The organism is Bradyrhizobium sp. dw_411, from assembly GCF_018449695.1.
GTDB lineage: Bacteria > Pseudomonadota > Alphaproteobacteria > Rhizobiales > Xanthobacteraceae > Bradyrhizobium.
On the sequence record NZ_JAAVUY010000011.1, the window covers coordinates 25,001 to 44,118 of the forward strand.

General features: G+C 60.9%; 11 protein-coding genes, 2 tRNA genes, 2 rRNA genes and 1 riboswitch (1 of these 16 cut by a window edge). Of the genes, 7 read left to right on the forward strand and 8 right to left on the reverse strand.

Annotated features, from left to right (window positions below; genetic code table 11):
* The 4 genes from HB676_RS19625 to HB676_RS19640 form a co-directional block, all read right to left on the reverse strand.
* Positions 1-718, reverse strand: a 23S ribosomal RNA gene (locus tag HB676_RS19625); it reaches 2,127 nt to the left of the window's first position.
* Between the two features lie 408 nt (positions 719-1,126).
* A tRNA-Ala gene (locus HB676_RS19630) sits at positions 1,127-1,202 on the reverse strand.
* A gap of 54 nt (positions 1,203-1,256) precedes the next feature.
* Positions 1,257-1,333, reverse strand: a tRNA-Ile gene (locus HB676_RS19635).
* Between the two features lie 208 nt (positions 1,334-1,541).
* Positions 1,542-3,028: ribosomal RNA gene (locus HB676_RS19640) — 16S ribosomal RNA — on the reverse strand.
* Together the 16S and 23S rRNA genes with 2 tRNA genes alongside form the textbook arrangement of a ribosomal RNA operon.
* An 842-nt stretch (positions 3,029-3,870) precedes the next feature.
* On the opposite strand from HB676_RS19640, the gene HB676_RS19645 reads away from it, so the two are divergent.
* Together HB676_RS19645 and HB676_RS19650 are read left to right on the forward strand one after the other, a co-directional pair.
* Entirely contained in the window at positions 3,871-5,937 is a 2,067-nt protein-coding gene (locus HB676_RS19645) for a M23 family metallopeptidase (RefSeq protein ID WP_213739611.1), read from the forward strand.
* A gap of 155 nt (positions 5,938-6,092) precedes the next feature.
* Positions 6,093-7,715 carry a hypothetical protein gene (locus HB676_RS19650; protein ID WP_213739612.1) on the forward strand — a complete coding sequence of 541 codons (1,623 nt, stop codon included), beginning with the start codon at positions 6,093-6,095 and terminating at the stop codon, positions 7,713-7,715.
* 98 nt (positions 7,716-7,813) lie between these two features.
* On the opposite strand, the gene clpB is transcribed toward HB676_RS19650, so the two are convergent.
* Positions 7,814-10,453: an ATP-dependent chaperone ClpB gene (clpB, locus tag HB676_RS19655; protein ID WP_213739614.1), complete on the reverse strand. Its 2,640-nt coding sequence runs from the start codon at positions 10,451-10,453 to the stop codon at positions 7,814-7,816.
* Between the two features lie 218 nt (positions 10,454-10,671).
* Here clpB and HB676_RS19660 point away from each other — a divergent pair, with 218 nt between their 5' ends.
* On the forward strand, positions 10,672-11,457 hold the full coding sequence (locus HB676_RS19660) for an MOSC domain-containing protein (RefSeq protein ID WP_213739616.1): 786 nt from the start codon (positions 10,672-10,674) through the stop codon (positions 11,455-11,457).
* 16 nt (positions 11,458-11,473) lie between these two features.
* On the opposite strand, the gene HB676_RS19665 is transcribed toward HB676_RS19660, so the two are convergent.
* A complete protein-coding gene (locus tag HB676_RS19665; RefSeq protein ID WP_213739618.1) occupies positions 11,474-12,127 on the reverse strand; it encodes a TIGR02594 family protein in 654 nt (217 codons plus the stop codon).
* Positions 12,128-12,382: 255 nt separating this feature from the next.
* On the opposite strand from HB676_RS19665, the gene HB676_RS19670 reads away from it, so the two are divergent.
* The gene (locus HB676_RS19670) at positions 12,383-13,246 is read left to right on the forward strand and encodes an alpha/beta hydrolase (protein ID WP_213739619.1); all 864 of its coding nucleotides are present in this window, start codon (positions 12,383-12,385) and stop codon (positions 13,244-13,246) included.
* Between the two features lie 112 nt (positions 13,247-13,358).
* On the opposite strand, the gene metW is transcribed toward HB676_RS19670, so the two are convergent.
* Together metW and HB676_RS19680 are read right to left on the reverse strand one after the other, a co-directional pair.
* Entirely contained in the window at positions 13,359-14,027 is a 669-nt protein-coding gene (gene metW, locus HB676_RS19675; RefSeq protein WP_213739621.1) for a methionine biosynthesis protein MetW, read from the reverse strand.
* Between the two features lies 1 nt (position 14,028).
* Positions 14,029-15,231, reverse strand: a complete 1,203-nt coding sequence (locus tag HB676_RS19680) for a homoserine O-acetyltransferase (RefSeq protein WP_213739623.1) — start codon at positions 15,229-15,231, stop codon at positions 14,029-14,031.
* Between the two features lie 84 nt (positions 15,232-15,315).
* Positions 15,316-15,395, reverse strand: a riboswitch (SAM riboswitch).
* A 124-nt stretch (positions 15,396-15,519) separates the two neighbouring features.
* Between HB676_RS19680 and HB676_RS19685 the strand changes: the two genes are divergently transcribed.
* Genes HB676_RS19685 through HB676_RS19695 form a run of 3 tightly spaced genes read left to right on the forward strand, consistent with a single transcriptional unit; the run spans position 15,520 to position 18,465 of the window.
* Entirely contained in the window at positions 15,520-16,386 is an 867-nt protein-coding gene (locus tag HB676_RS19685; RefSeq protein ID WP_213739624.1) for a chorismate mutase, read from the forward strand.
* Between the two features lie 28 nt (positions 16,387-16,414).
* On the forward strand, positions 16,415-17,512 hold the full coding sequence (hisC, locus tag HB676_RS19690; RefSeq protein WP_213739625.1) for a histidinol-phosphate transaminase: 1,098 nt from the start codon (positions 16,415-16,417) through the stop codon (positions 17,510-17,512).
* A gap of 11 nt (positions 17,513-17,523) precedes the next feature.
* Entirely contained in the window at positions 17,524-18,465 is a 942-nt protein-coding gene (locus HB676_RS19695) for a prephenate/arogenate dehydrogenase family protein (protein ID WP_213739901.1), read from the forward strand.
* Positions 18,466-19,118: the final 653 nt, after the last annotated feature.

Sequence of the window (19,118 nt, forward strand, 5' to 3'; positions counted from 1 at the left end):
TCGCTTTCGCTGCGCATACGCCTATCGGCTTAAGCTTGCTCGTTAAATTAAGTCGCTGGCCCATAATACAAAAGGTACGATGTCACCCAGAACGTATCTTGGGCTCCATCTGTTTGTAGGTGTCCGGTTTCAGGTCTATTTCACTCCCCTCGTCGGGGTGCTTTTCACCTTTCCCTCACGGTACTGGTTCACTATCGGTCGCTGAGGAGTACTTAGGCTTGGAGGGTGGTCCCCCCACGTTCAGACAGAATTTCACGTGTTCCGCCTTACTCAAGGATACATCATTGCATTACCCGTACGGGGCTATCACCCTCTGAGGCCCTGCTTTCCTGACAGGTTCCGGTTGTCTTTGATGTATCACTGGCCTGGTCCGCGTTCGCTCGCCACTACTAACGGAGTCTCTGTTGATGTCCTTTCCTCCGGGTACTTAGATGTTTCAGTTCCCCGGGTTCGCTTAAAACCTCCTATGAATTCAGAAGTTTCATACCTTCACTTGATAACTGGAAATCCAAAACCTTACGGCTTGGTCTCACACATTGCTGTATGAACCCCAAATCACAAGGACTTGGAGTTCCAGCTATCGAAGGTGGGTTTCCCCATTCGGAAATCCGTGGATCAAAGCTTCTTCGCAGCTCCCCACGGCTTATCGCAGCGTAGCACGTCCTTCATCGCCTCTCAGCGCCAAGGCATCCACCGAACACCCTTAAGGCACTTGATTGCTCTCATTATCAATGTCCACACACTCGGCAGAATGTAATCCGCACACTTGCCTCAAGACCGAAATCTTGAAGGCGCGCATCCTCGATGAATGCTGCATGCGGATGGACAATGATTAGAAAGACCAGCTTGCTTCGTAAGATCAACCCGATAGCGAGGCGGTCAAGCTTCGCTAAAAAGATCATTTACAACTCATGCATCTTGCGATGAACGAGCGCCGAAATGATCTGGAGATTATGAATTGAATTCCGCAAATTGCTTTGCATATCCAAAACTCGGATCAATCTCCTCTTTACGATGTCAGAAATCCCGCACGCACATCCGAAAGGATGCGACATGCGAAGTGATGTTTCGCGGACGATGTTTGAACGGCAAGCTTTGCTTAAAAGCGTCGATCTTCAATTCCATCTGGTGGAGCCAGACGGGATCGAACCGACGACCTCATGCTTGCAAAGCACGCGCTCTCCCAGCTGAGCTATGGCCCCGTACCAGAAGACGAATGCTTTAACGCTGGATGAGACGCATACGCTCGATCAAGGTGGTGGGCCTGGGAAGACTTGAACTTCCGACCTCACGCTTATCAAGCGCGCGCTCTAACCAACTGAGCTACAAGCCCCCTACACAAGGAGCCGCTCGCGCGCACCGGCTTTCACACCAATGCATCGCACAAGCGCAGCCCCTGGCGCGTGTTCGTCCGCGAAGAAAGAGAAACGAAGACGGCGAAATCCCGCCAATGCAGCTCAACAATCCTGACGATTGTTGGCCACTGATGTTTCTAAAACGATCCGATAGATGGCCGAAGCTATCTGAAGGATCATCCTTAGAAAGGAGGTGATCCAGCCGCAGGTTCCCCTACGGCTACCTTGTTACGACTTCACCCCAGTCGCTGACCCTACCGTGGCCGGCTGCCCCCTTGCGGTTAGCGCACCGTCTTCAGGTAAAACCAACTCCCATGGTGTGACGGGCGGTGTGTACAAGGCCCGGGAACGTATTCACCGTGGCATGCTGATCCACGATTACTAGCGATTCCAACTTCATGGGCTCGAGTTGCAGAGCCCAATCCGAACTGAGACGGCTTTTTGAGATTTGCGAAGGGTTGCCCCTTAGCGTCCCATTGTCACCGCCATTGTAGCACGTGTGTAGCCCAGCCCGTAAGGGCCATGAGGACTTGACGTCATCCCCACCTTCCTCGCGGCTTATCACCGGCAGTCTCCTTAGAGTGCTCAACTAAATGGTAGCAACTAAGGACGGGGGTTGCGCTCGTTGCGGGACTTAACCCAACATCTCACGACACGAGCTGACGACAGCCATGCAGCACCTGTGCTCTAGGCTCCGAAGAGAAGGTCGCGTCTCTGCGACCGGTCCTAGACATGTCAAGGGCTGGTAAGGTTCTGCGCGTTGCGTCGAATTAAACCACATGCTCCACCGCTTGTGCGGGCCCCCGTCAATTCCTTTGAGTTTTAATCTTGCGACCGTACTCCCCAGGCGGAATGCTTAAAGCGTTAGCTGCGCCACTAGTGAGTAAACCCACTAACGGCTGGCATTCATCGTTTACGGCGTGGACTACCAGGGTATCTAATCCTGTTTGCTCCCCACGCTTTCGTGCCTCAGCGTCAGTATCGGGCCAGTGAGCCGCCTTCGCCACTGGTGTTCTTCCAAATATCTACGCATTTCACCGCTACACTAGGAATTCCACTCACCTCTCCCGCACTCAAGATCCTCAGTATCAAAGGCAGTTCCGGAGTTGAGCTCCGGGATTTCACCCCTGACTTAAAGAACCGCCTACGCACCCTTTACGCCCAGTAATTCCGAACAACGCTTGCCCCCTCCGTATTACCGCGGCTGCTGGCACGTAGTTAGCCGGGGCTTATTCTTGCGGTACCGTCATTATCTTCCCGCACAAAAGAGCTTTACAACCCTAAGGCCTTCATCACTCACGCGGCATGGCTGGATCAGGCTTGCGCCCATTGTCCAATATTCCCCACTGCTGCCTCCCGTAGGAGTTTGGGCCGTGTCTCAGTCCCAATGTGGCTGATCATCCTCTCAGACCAGCTACTGATCGTCGCCTTGGTGAGCCGTTACCTCACCAACTAGCTAATCAGACGCGGGCCGATCTTTCGGCGATAAATCTTTCCCCGTAAGGGCTTATCCGGTATTAGCACAAGTTTCCCTGTGTTGTTCCGAACCAAAAGGTACGTTCCCACGCGTTACTCACCCGTCTGCCGCTGACGTATTGCTACGCCCGCTCGACTTGCATGTGTTAAGCCTGCCGCCAGCGTTCGCTCTGAGCCAGGATCAAACTCTCAAGTTGGACTTGAAACTTTAAACCGGCTGATCACAACGTTTGACGAGGTCCCACCATTTTTTGTCAGCCGAAGCCAACAAGCTGCCTGCGATTCACATCGCGGGCAACGATGGTGTAACCTATGTAAACGTGTACCGCCGAAGTCTTTCGTCCAGCCTCAATACTCAAGAACCGAAGTTCTTAAGTGATCGAGACTCGCAAGGACTCCGCCGTCCACGTTTCTCTTTCTTCATCTTCACTTGTCAAACAGCCCGGGTCCGAAGACCCACTTCCATCTCTGGAAGATTGCGAAGCCTCATTTCGACGGCAAATGACAACCGATTACTGTCGGCTGTTGATTCACTCATCTTAATGAGGAGCTTCACAGGCACGGCAACTTGCCTTGACCGAGGGTCAAAGCGGCGCCGCGCTCAGTGGCCGGGTTATAGTCCCCCCCGATCGAAGCTGTCAACACCTGTTGTCAACAAATCGTCGCATCAGGCACGAGAATCTTTGGAGGCCCAAAAGCCCCGATTTTTAGGGACTTTACGCCGTACTTGAGCCACAATCCTGCGACGTTCTGGCATTATCAATGCATTGAATCGCCGATGCCGTGGGGGCTGGCGGCGATTCAAATCTCGGGGGAGCGGCGATTACCCATGACTTCGTCGTCTTTTCCTTGCGACCGACAAACATCGAGAGATCTGCACATCATTGACGTTCGAGCTTCTGGTCATTCTGTTGGCCTTTGATTCCCGAACGTCCACGCTTTACGCCGTGCTCCCGGCTCGTCCATTGAGAGGACGTCAACGGACCACGAATGGGTACAGGTCTTGTAGAATGTCGATGAAATTTGGGGGGACGGCGGTTTGAGCCAGAGGACGTCACGCGGGGGCGGGTACGGACGCGAGACCGGGATCATTGATCTCGGCCACGAGCCGCCACTTTCCGTCGATGGCTCCGAGGCTGCGGTGATCGATCGCCGCCGCGTCTCCGTACAATGGTTTAGCGGCACTATCCTGACTGGTCTGTGCGGCGCAGCTCTGATCGGCGGCGCCGTTTTTGCGTCGCTGGACGGCGAAATGACCTTCGCCAAGGTCCCCGAACGCGTCGAAGGCGCGCTGCGCGGCGCCTTTGGCGCCAACGACCGCAGCGCCAGCCTGCGTAAGAGCGATCGCCTGCCGCCGCCGAGCGAGTCCACCGCCGCCCGCAATGTGGTGCGGGTTTCGACGGTGACCCGGGTCGGCAACCGTGACGTCATGCGGGTGCGGCCGTTCATTCGAATCTCCGGCAATCTGTCGATGACGACGAGCGATCTCAGCGCCAAGATCCCGCCGTTCAACGCCCAGCGCATGCTGAGCGATGTCGGCGCGCCTTCGCCCGCCGCCTCCGACGATGCCAATAATGCGGACGCCGCCGAACCCGATGCCGAGGTCTCGTTCGTCACTAAGGACCTCGCGCCGATCCTGCCCAAGGCCAAGCTCGCCGCGGTAGTCGCGATCGACGAAGTCCTGATGCGGGTCCGCGATGCCTCGAACTGGCGCGGCAATAGCGGCGGCGTGCGCTATACCGCGCTTGCCAACGCGACAGCCGATGCCAGCGGCGCGCAACCCGACCTCAAAATGGCCTATGCGGCCGAGGGCACTGCCGCCGACCCCTATGCCGGCTTTGAAACCCGGGTGGTCCCGGAAAACGTCACGCTATTGGCCAAGACCAAGGATCAGGTCACCGGCGGTAACCCGTCCGGCGAACGTATTCACGTGGTCAAGAAGGGTGACACCATCACCTCGATCATGCGCGATCAGGGCGCCACGCCGGAAGAAGCCAAATCGATCGCCACCACACTCGGCGTCCGTGGCCGCGACGGCGGCCTGAAGGAAGGCGAGAAAGTCCGCATCCTGATGGCGCCCGCCGGCCCGGGCGCGGGCCAGCGGCTGCAGCCCTACCGCGTGATCGTCGCCAACGATTCCGCCGTCGAAGCGGTGGCCGCGCTGTCCGATCTCGGCAAATACGTCGCCGTCGACGTCCAGAGCATGAACACCACTACCGAGACGGCCGAAGCCAGCGACGATGACGATGATGACGGGACCGGCGTGCGGCTCTACCAAAGCATCTATGAGACCGCGCTGCGCAACAAAGTCCCGGCGGCCGTGATCGAAGACATGGTCCGCATCTACTCCTACGACGTCGATTTCCAGCGCAAAGTGCAGCCCGGCGACTCTTTTGATGTATTCTTCGCTGGCGAAGACGAAGGCGCCACCATCACCGAAAAGACCGAAGTGCTGTTCGCCTCACTGACGGTCGGCGGCGAAACCAAGAAATACTACCGCTTCCAGACCCCTGACGACGCCGTCGTCGACTACTACGACGAGACCGGCAAGAGCGCGAAGAAGTTCCTGGTCCGCAAGCCCGTCAACAACGCGATCATGCGATCCGGCTTCGGCAGCCGCCGCCATCCCATCCTCGGCTACGTCAAGATGCATACCGGCGTCGATTGGGCCACGCCCTACGGCACGCCGATTTTCGCCTCCGGCAATGGCGTGGTCGAAACCGCCGGCTGGGAAGGCGGCTACGGCAAATACGTCAAACTGAAGCATAATAACGGGTATGAGACCGCCTACGGCCATATGTCGGCCTTCGCCAAGGGGCTCGAACCCGGCAAGCGGGTACGGCAGGGCCAGGTGATCGGCTTCGTCGGCTCAACCGGCCAATCGACCGGCGCCCACGTCCATTACGAAATCCTGGTCAACGGCCGCTTCGTCGATCCGATGCGCATCAAGCTGCCGCGCGGCCGCTCGCTCGACGGACCGCTGATGGCCGGCTTCGAGAAAGAACGCGATCGTCTCGATGCCATGATGAGCAATCGCGGCGGCGGCCCCGCCCGCGTATCGGACGCCACCGGCACCGCCGGGCCGCGACAAGTCAGCAATCGCTAGAGTCTTCCGCATTCCGCCCCTGATATCGCGCTGATCCCGCTCCAGTTCGGCGTGTCATTTCGCAACCGCGAGAGCCTTCCCTGCGGTAAGTTTCGTTTGCCAAACCATTTCGGCGGACGAATACTCACGCAATATAAAAAAATCGGGAGGGCGTCATGACAAGCAGGCTTGCACTGTATGCGGCTGTCGTAACGACAGTCTTTTCAAGCGCCGGAGCGTCGGCGCAAACATATGAAGTCACCAAACTCGTTCCCGGCTCGGCATTCCACGGCGTACATGGGCTCGGGATCGACAAGGCCGGGCACATGTTCGCCGGCAGCGTGGCCGGTGCAACACTCTATGAAGTCGATCGCACTAACGGCACCGCGAAAATTGCGATACCGACGCCCGAGGGTATGGCGGACGACATCGCGTTTGCGCCGGATGGCACCATGGCGTGGACCGGTTTTCTCACCGGCGAACTCTATGCCCGCAAGGGCGACGGCCCCATCAAAAAGCTCGCTTCGGGCCTGCCCGGGATCAACTCGCTGGCTTATCGCAAGGACGGCCGGCTCTATGCCACCACGGTCTTTCTTGGCGACACCCTCTACGAGATCGACACCGAGGGCGTCAAACCACCGCGTATGATCATGGAAAAGATGGGCGGCCTTAACGGCTTCGAATTCGGTCCGGACGACCTGTTGTACGGGCCGTTGTGGTTCAAGGGCCAGGTCGCCAAGGTGGACGTCGACAAAGCCCAGTTGACCGTGGTTGCCGACGGCTTCAAGACCCCTGCCGCGGTCAATTTCGATTCCAAAGGCAATTTGTGGGTTGTGGACACCGCAACCGGCCAACTGGTTCGGGTCGATCCGAAAACCGGCGCGAAGAAGACGGTCGCGCAGCTCAAGCCATCGCTCGACAATCTCGCGATCGACGACAAGGATCGCATCTACGTCTCCAACATGGCGGATAATGGAATCCAGGAGGTCGATGCCGAGACCGGCGCCGCCAAGCAGATCATTATCGGCAAACTGGCGCTTCCTGGCGGCATCGGTGTCGTCTCCGATAACGGCAAGGATACCATCTACGTCGCCGACGTGTTCGCCTATCGCACCGTGGATGGTACGACCGGGGAAGTCTCTGAACCCGCACGGATGCACGCGGTCGGCGTCACGCTGGAATATCCGATGAGTGCTACCGCGAAGGGCGACGACGTGATCCTGTCGAGCTGGTTTACCGGTACGGTGCAGGTGATCGATCGCAAGACCGGGGCGACGCGCGAGATGCTGCACGGTTTCAAGGCACCGCATGATGCGATCCGGCTCGACGACGGCAGCATCCTCGTCAACGAACTCGGCACCAAATCGCTGGTTCGCGCCAGCGGCGAGCATGGCAAGGACCGCACCGTGGTGATCGGCGATCTCGCCGGGCCGGTCGGGCTCGTCGGCGGCCCCAACGGATCGGTCTATCTGACGGAAGCCTTTTCGGGACAAGTCTCGAAGGTCCAGGGCAACGGCGAAAAGACCGGGATTGCCAAGGACTTGAAAATGCCGGAGGGCATCGCACTGGCGGGCGACGGTAAATTGATCGTCGCAGAGGTCGGCGCCAGGCGGATTGTCCAGATCGATCCTGCGAGCGGAACCGTCACCGAGATCGCGGGCAATCTGCCGATCGGGCTTCCCGGTACGCCCGGAGGATTGCCAACCAACATTCCGACCGGCGTCGGGGTCGGGGCATCAGGCACGATCTACTTCTCATCCGACATCGAGAACGCGATCTACAAGATAACGAAAAAGTAGATTCGCGCCGGCAGCGACCCTAGTCAGGGCCTAAAGACGGTCATGCCCGGGGACAAGCCCGGGCATGACGAGGTTGGATAATCACCCCAGCCGCAATCTCAGTTCAGCTTCCGCTTCGGAACCGGTGCATCGAACTGAGCTATCTCGGCCGTCTGCGGCGCCTTGCCGTTGAAGGTCAGCACATTGCCCTCGGATGAAATGGCGACGTGATCGCCATCTTTCACCTCGCCGGCGAGGATCATCTCCGCCAGCGGATCCTGGACACTGCGCTGGATCACCCGCTTCAACGGCCGCGCGCCATAGGCGGGATCCCAGCCCTTGGCCGCCAGCCAGTCGCGCGCGGCGGCATCCAGCGTCAGCACGATCTTGCGCTCCTCCAACAGCCTCGTGAGCCGGCTGAACTGGATCTCGACGATCCGCCCCATCTCGCTCTTCTGGAGACGATGGAACAGGATGATCTCGTCGACCCGGTTGAGGAATTCGGGGCGGAAATGCGCCCGCACCGTCCCCATCACCTGCTCGCGCACCGCCGAGGTGTCCTCGCCTTCGGGCTGGTTGACCAGGAACTCCGAACCGAGATTCGACGTCATGATGATCAGCGTGTTGCGGAAATCCACGGTGCGGCCCTGACCGTCGGTCAGGCGGCCGTCATCGAGCACCTGCAGCAGCACATTGAAGACATCCGGATGCGCCTTTTCGATCTCGTCGAACAGCACCACCTGATAAGGCCGCCGCCGTACCGCTTCGGTAAGCGCGCCGCCCTCATCATAGCCGACATAACCCGGAGGCGCGCCGATCAACCGCGAGACCGAATGCTTCTCCATGAATTCGGACATGTCGAGGCGAACCATCGCGGTCTCGTCATTGAACAGGTACTCCGCGAGCGCCTTGGTCAGTTCGGTCTTGCCGACGCCGGTGGGCCCCAAGAACATGAACGAGCCCATCGGGCGGTTCGGATCCTGCAGCCCGGCGCGCGAACGGCGCACCGCGGTCGCAACCGCACGCACCGCCTCGGCCTGGCCGACCACCCGGTTGCCCAGGCTGTCTTCCATCCGGAGCAGCTTGTCCTTTTCGCCTTCCAGCATCTTGTCGACGGGCACGCCGGTCCAGCGCGACACCACCTGCGCGATATGGTTGGCGGTGACCGCCTCCTCCATCATCTCGCCGGAGTTTTCCTTCGCTTCGATATCGGCGAGCCGTTTCTCAAGCTCGGGAATCCGGCCATAGGCCAGCTCACCCGCGCGCTGATATTCGCCGCGGCGCTGGGCGTTGGCGAGTTCGATACGCAGGCCGTCGAGCTCGCTTTTGAGCTTCTGCGCGTTCGACAGCTTGTTTTTCTCGGCACTCCAGCGCGACGTCAACGCCGCCGACTTCTCCTCGAGTTCGGCGAGTTCCTTTTCCAAGGTCTGCAGGCGGCTTTTCGAACCGGCATCGCTTTCCTTTTTCAGCGCTTCCTGCTCGATCTTGAGCCGGATGATTTCCCGATCCATCGAATCGAGCTCTTCCGGCTTGGAATCGACCTGCATCTTCAGCCGCGCCGCGGCCTCGTCCATCAGATCAATCGCCTTGTCCGGCAGAAATCGATCGGTGATGTAACGATTCGACAGCGTCGTCGCCGCCACCAAGGCGGAATCGGTGATGCGCACGCCGTGGTGCTGCTCGTATTTGTCCTTCAGGCCGCGCAGGATCGAGATCGTATCCTCGACGGTCGGCTCAGAGACGAAGATCGGCTGGAACCGGCGCGCCAATGCGGCATCTTTTTCGACATGCTTGCGGTATTCGTCGAGCGTGGTCGCGCCGATGCAATGCAATTCACCCCGCGCCAGCGCGGGCTTGAGCAGATTGGACGCATCCATCGCGCCGTCGGCCTTGCCGGCGCCGATCAGCGTGTGCATTTCGTCGATGAACAGAATGATGCTGCCCTCGGCCGAAGTTACCTCCTGCAGCACGGCCTTCAGCCGCTCCTCGAACTCGCCGCGGTATTTCGCACCCGCGATCAGCGCGCCGAGGTCGAGTGACAGCAGCTTCTTGTCTTTAAGGCTTTCCGGCACGTCGCCATTGAGAATCCGCAGCGCCAGCCCCTCGACGATCGCGGTTTTGCCAACGCCGGGCTCGCCGATCAACACCGGGTTGTTCTTGGTGCGGCGGGAAAGAACCTGAATGGTCCGGCGGATTTCCTCGTCGCGCCCGATCACGGGGTCGAGCTTGCCGTCGCGCGCCGCCTGGGTGAGGTCGCGGGCGTATTTCTTCAGCGCATCATAGGCGTTCTCCGCCGTAGCACTGTCGGCGGTGCGGCCCTTGCGCAGCGATTCGATCGCGGCATTAAGGTTTTGAGGCGTCACGCCGCCCTTTTTCAGGATACTGCCGGCATCGCTATCTTTCTCGAGCGTCAGCCCGAGCAACAGCCGCTCGACGGTGACAAAACTGTCGCCGGCCTTTTCGGCGGCTTTTTCCGCGGCATCGAACGCACGCGCGAGTTCCGGCGCGAGATAGACCTGTCCTGCGCCGCTTCCGGAAACCTTTGGCAGCTTGTTCAGTGCGTCCTCGGTCGCCGTGAGGATCGCGCGCGAATTTCCGCCGGCGCGGTCGATCAAACCGCCGGCGAGGCCTTCGCTGTCGTCCAGCAACACTTTGAGCATATGCAACGGCGAAAACTGCTGGTGGCCGTCGCGCATCGCGAGCGATTGCGCCGACTGGATAAAGCCGCGCGCCCGCTCGGTGTATTTTTCAATATTCATTTGTATTCCCTCAGCCTGCCGCTTCGCCCCGAAGGCACGACAGCAGCATCTTCAATGGGTTCGCAGGCCGCATTGACATTCCTCAACCAGCCGGCGGTCGTCGCCGACGTTGGCGCCGGCTTGAGGCAAATGTGGGAACGGGGTTCCGGGAACGGAAGAGGCAATCTCACAAATTCGTGTGCGGTGGCACCACGCCGCGGAATCTCTTAAAAGGCCGGATGTCACCGACCTCTCCAGCGCAGATTGCGAGCCTTTATCGTTATCCGGTCAAGGGCCTGACCCCGGAACCGCTGCCGCGGGTCGCGCTGGAGGTCGGCCAGACGCTTCCGGCAGACCGGCGCTATGCCATCGAGAACGGCCCGAGCGGCTTCGACCCCGCGGCGCCGAAATGGATGCCCAAACCTCATTTCCTGATGCTGATGCGCGACGAATGGCTGGCCGCGCTGGACACCCATTTCGACGACGCGAGCCATGTCCTGACGATCCGCCAAAGCGGCGCCATCACAGTTCAGGGCGATCTCGAAACCATGGAGGGCCGGGCCGCGATCGAGCGCTTTTTCGCGACCGGTTTCGCCGGCCAGATCAAGGGACCGCCCAAGGTTCTCTCAAGCCAAGGCCACAGCTTTTCGGATGTCGCACGCAAGGTCGTCTCGATCATCAATCTCGGCAGCGTCGCGGCGGTCGAGACCATGATCGAGCGCCCGGTGCATCCGCTCCGGTTCCGGGCCAACCTCTATGTCCGCGGCTGGCCGGCCTGGCATGAGTTCGATCTGCTTGACCAGATCCTCACCATTGGCGAGACGCGCCTGAAGGTCGTGAAGCGGATCGTTCGCTGTGCGGCCGTCAACGTCGATCCCGAGAGCGCGGTACGCGACCTCAGCATCCCGCAGACATTGATGCGTCGCCTTGGACACGCCGATTGCGGCATCTATGCCGAAGTGATCGCCGGCGGCAGCATTGCCGTCGGCGATACGATTGCCAGGGAAGAGCTGGCGTCAGTCTGACGATGTTTATGCCGTCTCAGTTGGTCGGCATCACGTAAGCGTAAATCCGGCCGCGCGAGATCGGCGCTTCCCGAACCCGATTGCCGTTATTGCCGGAGACCACGATCGGATTGCCTGAGGCGTCGATGCCGCTGACGATGCCGACATGGCCGCCGCCGCGCCGTCCCATCACCGCGATGGCACCGACCTGCGGGCCGGATACGCGCTGGCCGTAATTTGCGAATGAACTCGCCATATCCGAACCGGTCCCGTGATAACCGGAATGCTGCAGCACCAGGTTCATGAAGCGGGCGCACCACAGACTGCCGCGGCCGGTGGGATTGCCGCCGAGGTAACGACGCGCTTCGGCGACCACGTTCGACGAACCAAAACCGCCAGATGTGCTCATGCCAGAAGAATTCGTGTCCGGCGCAACGCTTGCATTGGTGTCGGCAAGACCGCGCGCCCGCATTTGCGCGACGCCGGCGTCCCAACGCGACAGGCGCGCCACGTGCCGATAATGACGATAAACAGTGTGCTGCCGCATATGATAGCCGCCAGACTGCACATGCGCGTATCGCCTTGCGCCGTGGTGGGGCCTTGCTGAAGCGGCGGAAACCGAGAAGGCGAATGCCGTGAAACACAACGCCAGCGCAACAAGCGACCGGCCAAACGCAGATGACTGAAACATACTCAACTGATCCTCTTTGACACCCCCAATCCCCATCGGCCCCAAGTGACGGCCGACATCCGGGGTCCGTATGCAATTTGGGGTATGGCGAGAGCAAGACGCGATGCGGCGGCGCGGAAACGGTTTCGGGGTGATTCCGCGTTGATTCCGTGACGAAAAAGAATCGCTTCCGCCTCATTGCAGCCGCGAGCATTAACTGCGATTTTCCGCGCCGATCTGGAGCACCAAGAGCAAGAACAACGGAAGGAACAGCCTATGCCCTATGCCGTCACGAGCGATAATGTCCGCCTCTATTTCGAAGAGGCCGGCAGCGGAACACCAATCATTTTCCTGCACGAATTCGCGGCCGATTACACCAATTGGGAACCGCAGATGCGCTATTTTTCGCGCGGGCATCGCTGCATCGCCTACTCCGCCCGTGGCTACACGCCCTCTGAGGTGCCGCCCTCGGCGGAGGTCTACACCTACAAGCATTTCTACACCGATGCGCTCGCCGTGCTGGATCATCTGAAGATCGCCAAGGCGCATTTCATTGGGCTGTCGATGGGCTCCTATTCGTCGCTGCAGGTGGGCCTGAATGCGCCGGAGCGCGCGCTGTCGATGACGCTGGCCGCCGTCGGCTCGGGTTCGGACCTCAATAATCTCGACGCCTTCCGCAAGCAGTGCCGGGCCAATGCCGAGCAATATGAGGCGATCGGCTCTGTCGGGGTCGCCAAAGCCACCCGCGAGGCGCCGAGCCGGATTCCGTTCATGCTGAAGGACCCGCGCGGGCATGCGGATTTCTATGACGCGCTGGCCCGGCACGATGCCAAGGGATCGGCCAACACCATGCGCAGCTTTCAGGGCGGCCGGCCCTCGATCTACACGCTCACCGACGCGATCAGGAAAGTCCCCACACCAGCGCTGATCATCTGCGGCGACGAGGACGATTCCTGCATCGGACCCAGCATGTTCCTCAAGCAACATCTGCCCGCCGCAGGCCTGACGTTCTTCCCGAAGTCCGGCCATGTGCTCAATCTGGAAGAGCCGGCGCTGTTCAACGAAATGGTCGAGCGTTTTATCGCGCTGGTCGAAGCCGGCCGCTGGCCGGTGCGCGACCCCAGATCGATGGTGGCTTGATCGTCATTCCGGGATGGTCAGAAGGACCAGACCCGGAATCTCGAGATTCTCCGATGCGCAATTGCGCATCGTAGTTCGATGCTTTGCATCGCCCCGGAATGACGAATGAGAGCTACCGCCCCTTTCCGGCACGGCTGAGCAGGAACACGCCCTGCTCGCCGAACATGTTCCAGAACCACCAGGGCGCGTTAAGCCGCAGCGGGCGGCCGTAAAGATCGAGCGCGACCGCGCGCTCCATCTTGACGTTGATCTCGTCGCAGAGCTGCACGAAATCCTTGATGGTGCAGAAATGAATGTTCGGCGTGTCGTACCAGGTCGCCGGCAGGTTTTCGGTGCGCGGCATGTGGCCGCCGACCAGCAATTGCAGCCGCATCCGCCAGAACCCGAAATTCGGGAATGACACGATGGCGCGGTGTCCGATCCGCAGCAGATTCTCCAGCACCACGCGTGGCTGACGCGTCGCCTGTAGCGTTTGCGACAGGATCACATAGTCGAAGGCATCGTCGGGATAATTGATCAAGTCGGTGTCGGCGTCGCCCTGCACCACCGCGAGCCCCTTGGCGACACAGCGATTGACGCCTTCGCGCGACAATTCGATGCCGCGGCCATCGATGCCGCGGGTTTCCAGCAGTTGCAGCAGATCGCCGTCGCCGCAGCCGACGTCGAGCACCTTCGAGCCGCGCTCCACCATTTGCGCGACCAGGAGATGATCGCCGCGATAATGCTTGGCGTCCGGTGGCTCCGCGCCGGTCAGCGGCAGGACCTGTTGCTGCGAGCTCATGTCAGCCGCCTGTCGGGATCAGGCCGCGGGCCTTGCCGGCGGATTCCAGAAACGCGCGGGAGATATCCAAGAATTCCGGTACATCCAGCAGGAACGCGTCATGGCCGCGATCGGTCTCGATCTCCGCGAATGACACCCGCGCGCCGCTGGCGTTGAGCGCGTGCACGATGGCGCGCGATTCCGAGGTCGGAAACAGCCAGTCGCTGGTGAACGACACCACGCAGAGCCGCGTCTGAATGCCGCGGAACGCCTGCGCCAGCACGCCGTCATGGTCGGCGGCGATATCGAAATAATCCATTGCCCGTGTCAGATAGAGATAGCTGTTGGCGTCGAAACGTTCGACGAACGACGAGCCCTGATAGCGCAGATAGCTTTCGACCTGGAAATCCGCGTCGAACGAGAATGTCGGCAGCTCGCGGTCCTGCATCCGGCGTCCGAATTTACGATGTAGCGCGGCGTCCGACAAATAAGTGATATGCGCCGCCATCCGCGCCACGCCGAGGCCGCGATGCGGATAGGTGCCCTCTTCGAAATAGCGGCCGTGACGCCAGTCCGGATCGGCCATCACGGCTTGGCGGCCGAGTTCGTGGAACGCGATGTTCTGCGCCGAATGCCGCGTCGCGCAGGCCACCGGCAGCGCCGAGAACACCCGCTTGGGATAGGCCGCGGTCCATTGCAGCGCCTGCATGCCGCCCATCGAGCCGCCGACCACCGAAAACAGCGTGTCGATCCCCAAGCGGTCGATCAGCATGGTCTGCGCCCGCACCATGTCGGGAATCGTGATGACCGGAAAATCCAGCCCCCACAGCCTGCCGGTGGCGGGATTGGTCGATGCCGGACCGGTCGAGCCCATGCAGCCGCCGATCACGTTGGAGCAGATGATGAAATATTTGTCGGTATCGAGCGGACGCCCCGAACCGACCATGGTCTCCCACCAGCCCGGCTTGCCGGTTACCGGGTGACGATTGGCGACATGCTGATCGCCGGTCAGCGCGTGGAAGATCAAAATCGCGTTGGAGCGATCCGCATTGAGCGTGCCGTAGGTCTTGTAGGCGATCTGGAATGGCGTCAGATCGATGCCGCAATCGAGCTTCAGCGGCTGGTCGGCGCCGAACAGCGCCACCAGCGAACTCGGATGGTCCGCTTCGTGGGCGCGCTCTTCGGCGTGGATCGCCGGACTTTGTATCGACTGCACGCTGACCATCGTGACGCGACCTCTTCAGGGGCTCGAAAGCCACCGGAAATCAGGCCATAAAAAACCCGGCCTGAACAATAGGTTCGGCCGGGATCACTTGTGTCCCCGGCCTGTTTAGCGAGTTGTTTAACGTGGCTGCAAGCCGGCCGGCTCAAATGACCACGGAATAGCTGAAATAATAGTCACGATCGGCCCTTTCGTCAAGACAATCCGATGGTTAACCGGGGCGCCAATGGGGCACTTGCGCCGCTTCCGCCCATGAGGGAGAACGGGGCTCATCCCTTGCTGGACACCACCATGTCTCAACCGCCCCCGGCCCCGCCCTCGCTCGAGGTGCTGCGCAAAGAGATCGATAGCATCGACGCGCAGGTGCACGCCTTGCTGATGCAGCGCGGCGACATCATCGACCGGCTGATCTCGGTGAAGCAGACCCAGGAGGTCGGCTCGGCATTCCGCCCGGCGCGCGAGGCCGACATGATGCGCCGGCTGGCGCAGCGCCACCGCGGCATCCTGCCGCTCGACACCGTCGAGAGCATCTGGCGCGTGATCATCTCGACATTCACTTACGTCCAGGCCCCGTTTTCGGTCCATGCCGATATTTCGCTCGGTGAGTCCGCGATGCGGGATTCGGCGCGGTTTCATTTCGGTTTTACGGTTCCCTACATCTCGCACTTCAACGCCAACGCGGCGGTCGACGCGGTGGCCTGGTCCAAGGGCGATCTGGCGCTGGTTTCCGCCACCTCCAGCCGCACCCCATGGTGGATCGCGCTCGAAGCCAGCGGCGCGCCGAAGATCATTGCGCGGCTGCCTTTCATCGAGCGCGCCGATCATCCGGCCGCCTTGCCGGTGTTCGTGGTGTCGCGCGTCGCCGACAGCGCGATGGTGACCGAAGTCGAAATGTGGAGTGTGCGGGTCTCCGGCTGGAACGCCGAGATCGCCCGCGCTTTGTCGCCGCTGGCGGAAATCGTGGCGGTGCCGGACACCGCCTTCGACGGCGCGGCGCTGCTGGTGTCGATCGCGGCCCCCAGCAGCCTCGAGAAGATAACATCGGCATTGATCGAGGCCGGGGCCTCGGTGCGCTCATCGGCCCTCGTCGGCAGCCATGCAACGCGCTATACGGTGCCTCCGAACGGGGCCGCCAAAATCTTAGCCGATAAGTCCTGATAGCCACCCCGACACTCCGGAGCTGAAGATGTCCCGACCCGTGCCGAATCCCGGCATTCTCGATATTGCGCCCTACACGCCAGGCAAGAGCCCGGTGGCGGAGCCCGGCCGCAAGGTGTTCAAGCTGTCGGCCAACGAGACGCCGTTCGGCCCGTCGCCGAAGGCGATCGCGGCCTACACGGAAGCCGCCAAACATCTCGAGGATTATCCGGAGGGAACATCGCGCGTGCTGCGCGAGGCGATCGGCCGCGCCTTCGGGCTCGATCCCGACCGCATCATCTGCGGCGCCGGTTCCGACGAAATCCTCAATCTCCTGGCGCACGCTTATCTCGGCCATGGCGACGAGGCGATCTCCACCACCCACGGCTTCCTGGTGTACCCAATCGCGACCAAGGCCAATGGCGCGATCAATGTCGTGGCGCCTGAGACCAATTTCACCGGGGATGTCGACGAGATCCTCAAACTGGTCACGCCGCGCACCAAGCTTGTTTGGATCGCCAATCCCAACAACCCGACCGGGACTTATCTGCCGTTCGACGAGATCAAGCGGCTGCGCGCCGGCCTGCCCTCGCATGTGCTGCTGGTGCTCGACGCGGCCTATTCCGACTACGTATCGCGCAACGATTACGAGATCGGCATCGAACTGGTCGCAACCACGGAAAACACCGTGATGACCCACACGTTTTCGAAGATCCACGGCCTCGCCGCGCTGCGGGTCGGCTGGATGTTCGGGCCGGCTCACATTGTCGATGCGCTGAATCGCATTCGCGGCCCCTTTAACGTGTCGACGCCGGCGATGCTGGCGGCGGTCGCGGCCATTGAAGATACCGAACATCAGCAGATGTCGAAGACGCACACCGAGAAATGGCGCGCGCTGCTGACTGAGGAGATCACCAAGTTCGGGCTGAAGGTGACGCCGAGCGTGGCGAACTTCATCCTGATTCATTTTCCTCTCGATCAAGGCAAGACCGCGGCCGATGCCGACGCGTTCCTGACCAAGCGCGGCCTCGTGCTGCGGGCGTTGAATAATTATCGCCTGCCTCATGCGCTGCGCCTGACCATCGGCACCGAGGAAGCCAACCTTCTGGTGCTCGAAGGCCTGCGCGACTTCACGGGGTCCAAGTGAATGGTGTTGAAGTGAACGACACGCCGCTGTTCAACAAGATCGCGCTGATCGGCTTCGGGCTGATCGGCGGCTCGATCGCGCGTGCCGCGCGGGCGCAGGGCCTGGCTGGCGAAATCGTCACCACCGCGCGCTCGGCCAAGACCCGCGCGCGGGTGATGGAACTCGGTATCGTCGACGCGGTTCTGGAGACCAACGCACAAGCCGTCGAGAACGCCGATCTCGTCATCCTCTGCATACCCGTCGGCGCCTGCGGCCCGGTCGCGCAGGAAATCGCCGGTCATCTCAAGCCCGGCGCGATCGTGTCCGATGTCGGTTCGGTCAAGGGTGCTGTCGTGCGCGACATGGCGCCGTATTTGCCGGAAGGCGTGCATTTCGTCCCGGCGCATCCGGTCGCAGGTACCGAGCATTCCGGTCCCGATTCCGGCTTCGCGGAGCTGTTCATCAACCGCTGGTGCATCCTGACCCCGCCCGAGGGCACGGATACTGCCGCGGTCGAGAAGCTGCGCGCGTTCTGGGCTGCGATCGGCGCCAAGGTCGAGATCATGACGCCGGACCATCACGACATGGTGCTGGCGATCACCAGCCATCTGCCGCATCTGATCGCCTATACAATTGTAGGCACTGCGGATGAGCTTGAAGGTGTCACGCAATCCGAAGTGCTGAAGTTCTCCGCCGGCGGCTTTCGCGACTTCACGCGTATTGCCGCATCCGACCCGACCATGTGGCGCGACGTGTTCCTGACCAACAAGGACGCGGTGCTGGAAATGCTCGGCACCTTCACCGAGGATTTGTCCAAGCTGACCCGCGCGATCCGCCGCGGCGACGGCGAAGCGCTGTTCGAACATTTCACCCGCACCCGCGCGATCCGCCGCGGCATCGTCGAAATCGGCCAGGATTCGGCTGCAGCGGATTTCGGCCGGCCCCATGCGCATCTCGGGAAGAAGCCGGAGTGAGCTTCTACTTTCCCTCCCCCCGCGAAGCGGTGGGGAGGGATCAAGGGTGGGGGGTAGCGCCGCGAATGCCGCCATCAGCGAATTTGCCGATAGACCCCCCACCCCCGACCCCTCCCCGCCACGCGCTGCGCGCGCGGAGGGAGGGGAGAAGGAAGCGTTGATTTTGTCGCTGCGCCGCTCGCGATGGCCGCATCCTCTCTCCCGTCGTCCTGGCCTTAAGCCGGGACCCATACGCCGCGGCCTCTCGTTAAGAGACGCCGTTCGACGATTTTCACGCAACACCACGTACTGTGGTTATGGGTCCCTGCGTGCGCAGGGACGACACCTGTTGTGTGGCGTGAGCCACTGATTCGATTCTCAAACAGCTAACAAAGAATCAAGCTTGTCATTGCCGGGCTTGACCCGGCAATCCATCCTCTTCGAGAAAATTTCTTGCGAAGATCGATGGATGCCCGGATCAAGTCCGGGCATGACGAGTGAGTGATCGCGACGCAAAGCGCCCGAGTCATGCCTAAATCTTCCCGCCCTCTCTTCAGAGGGCGCAGGGAATGCCGGGCGACCGATGCGCCCGCAGCCGCGTGTGCGAAAGTCGTAGTAAAAAAGCACACGCGTTAGTCAGGTCACACCGGAATCACCCGGCATTCCCTACGCAA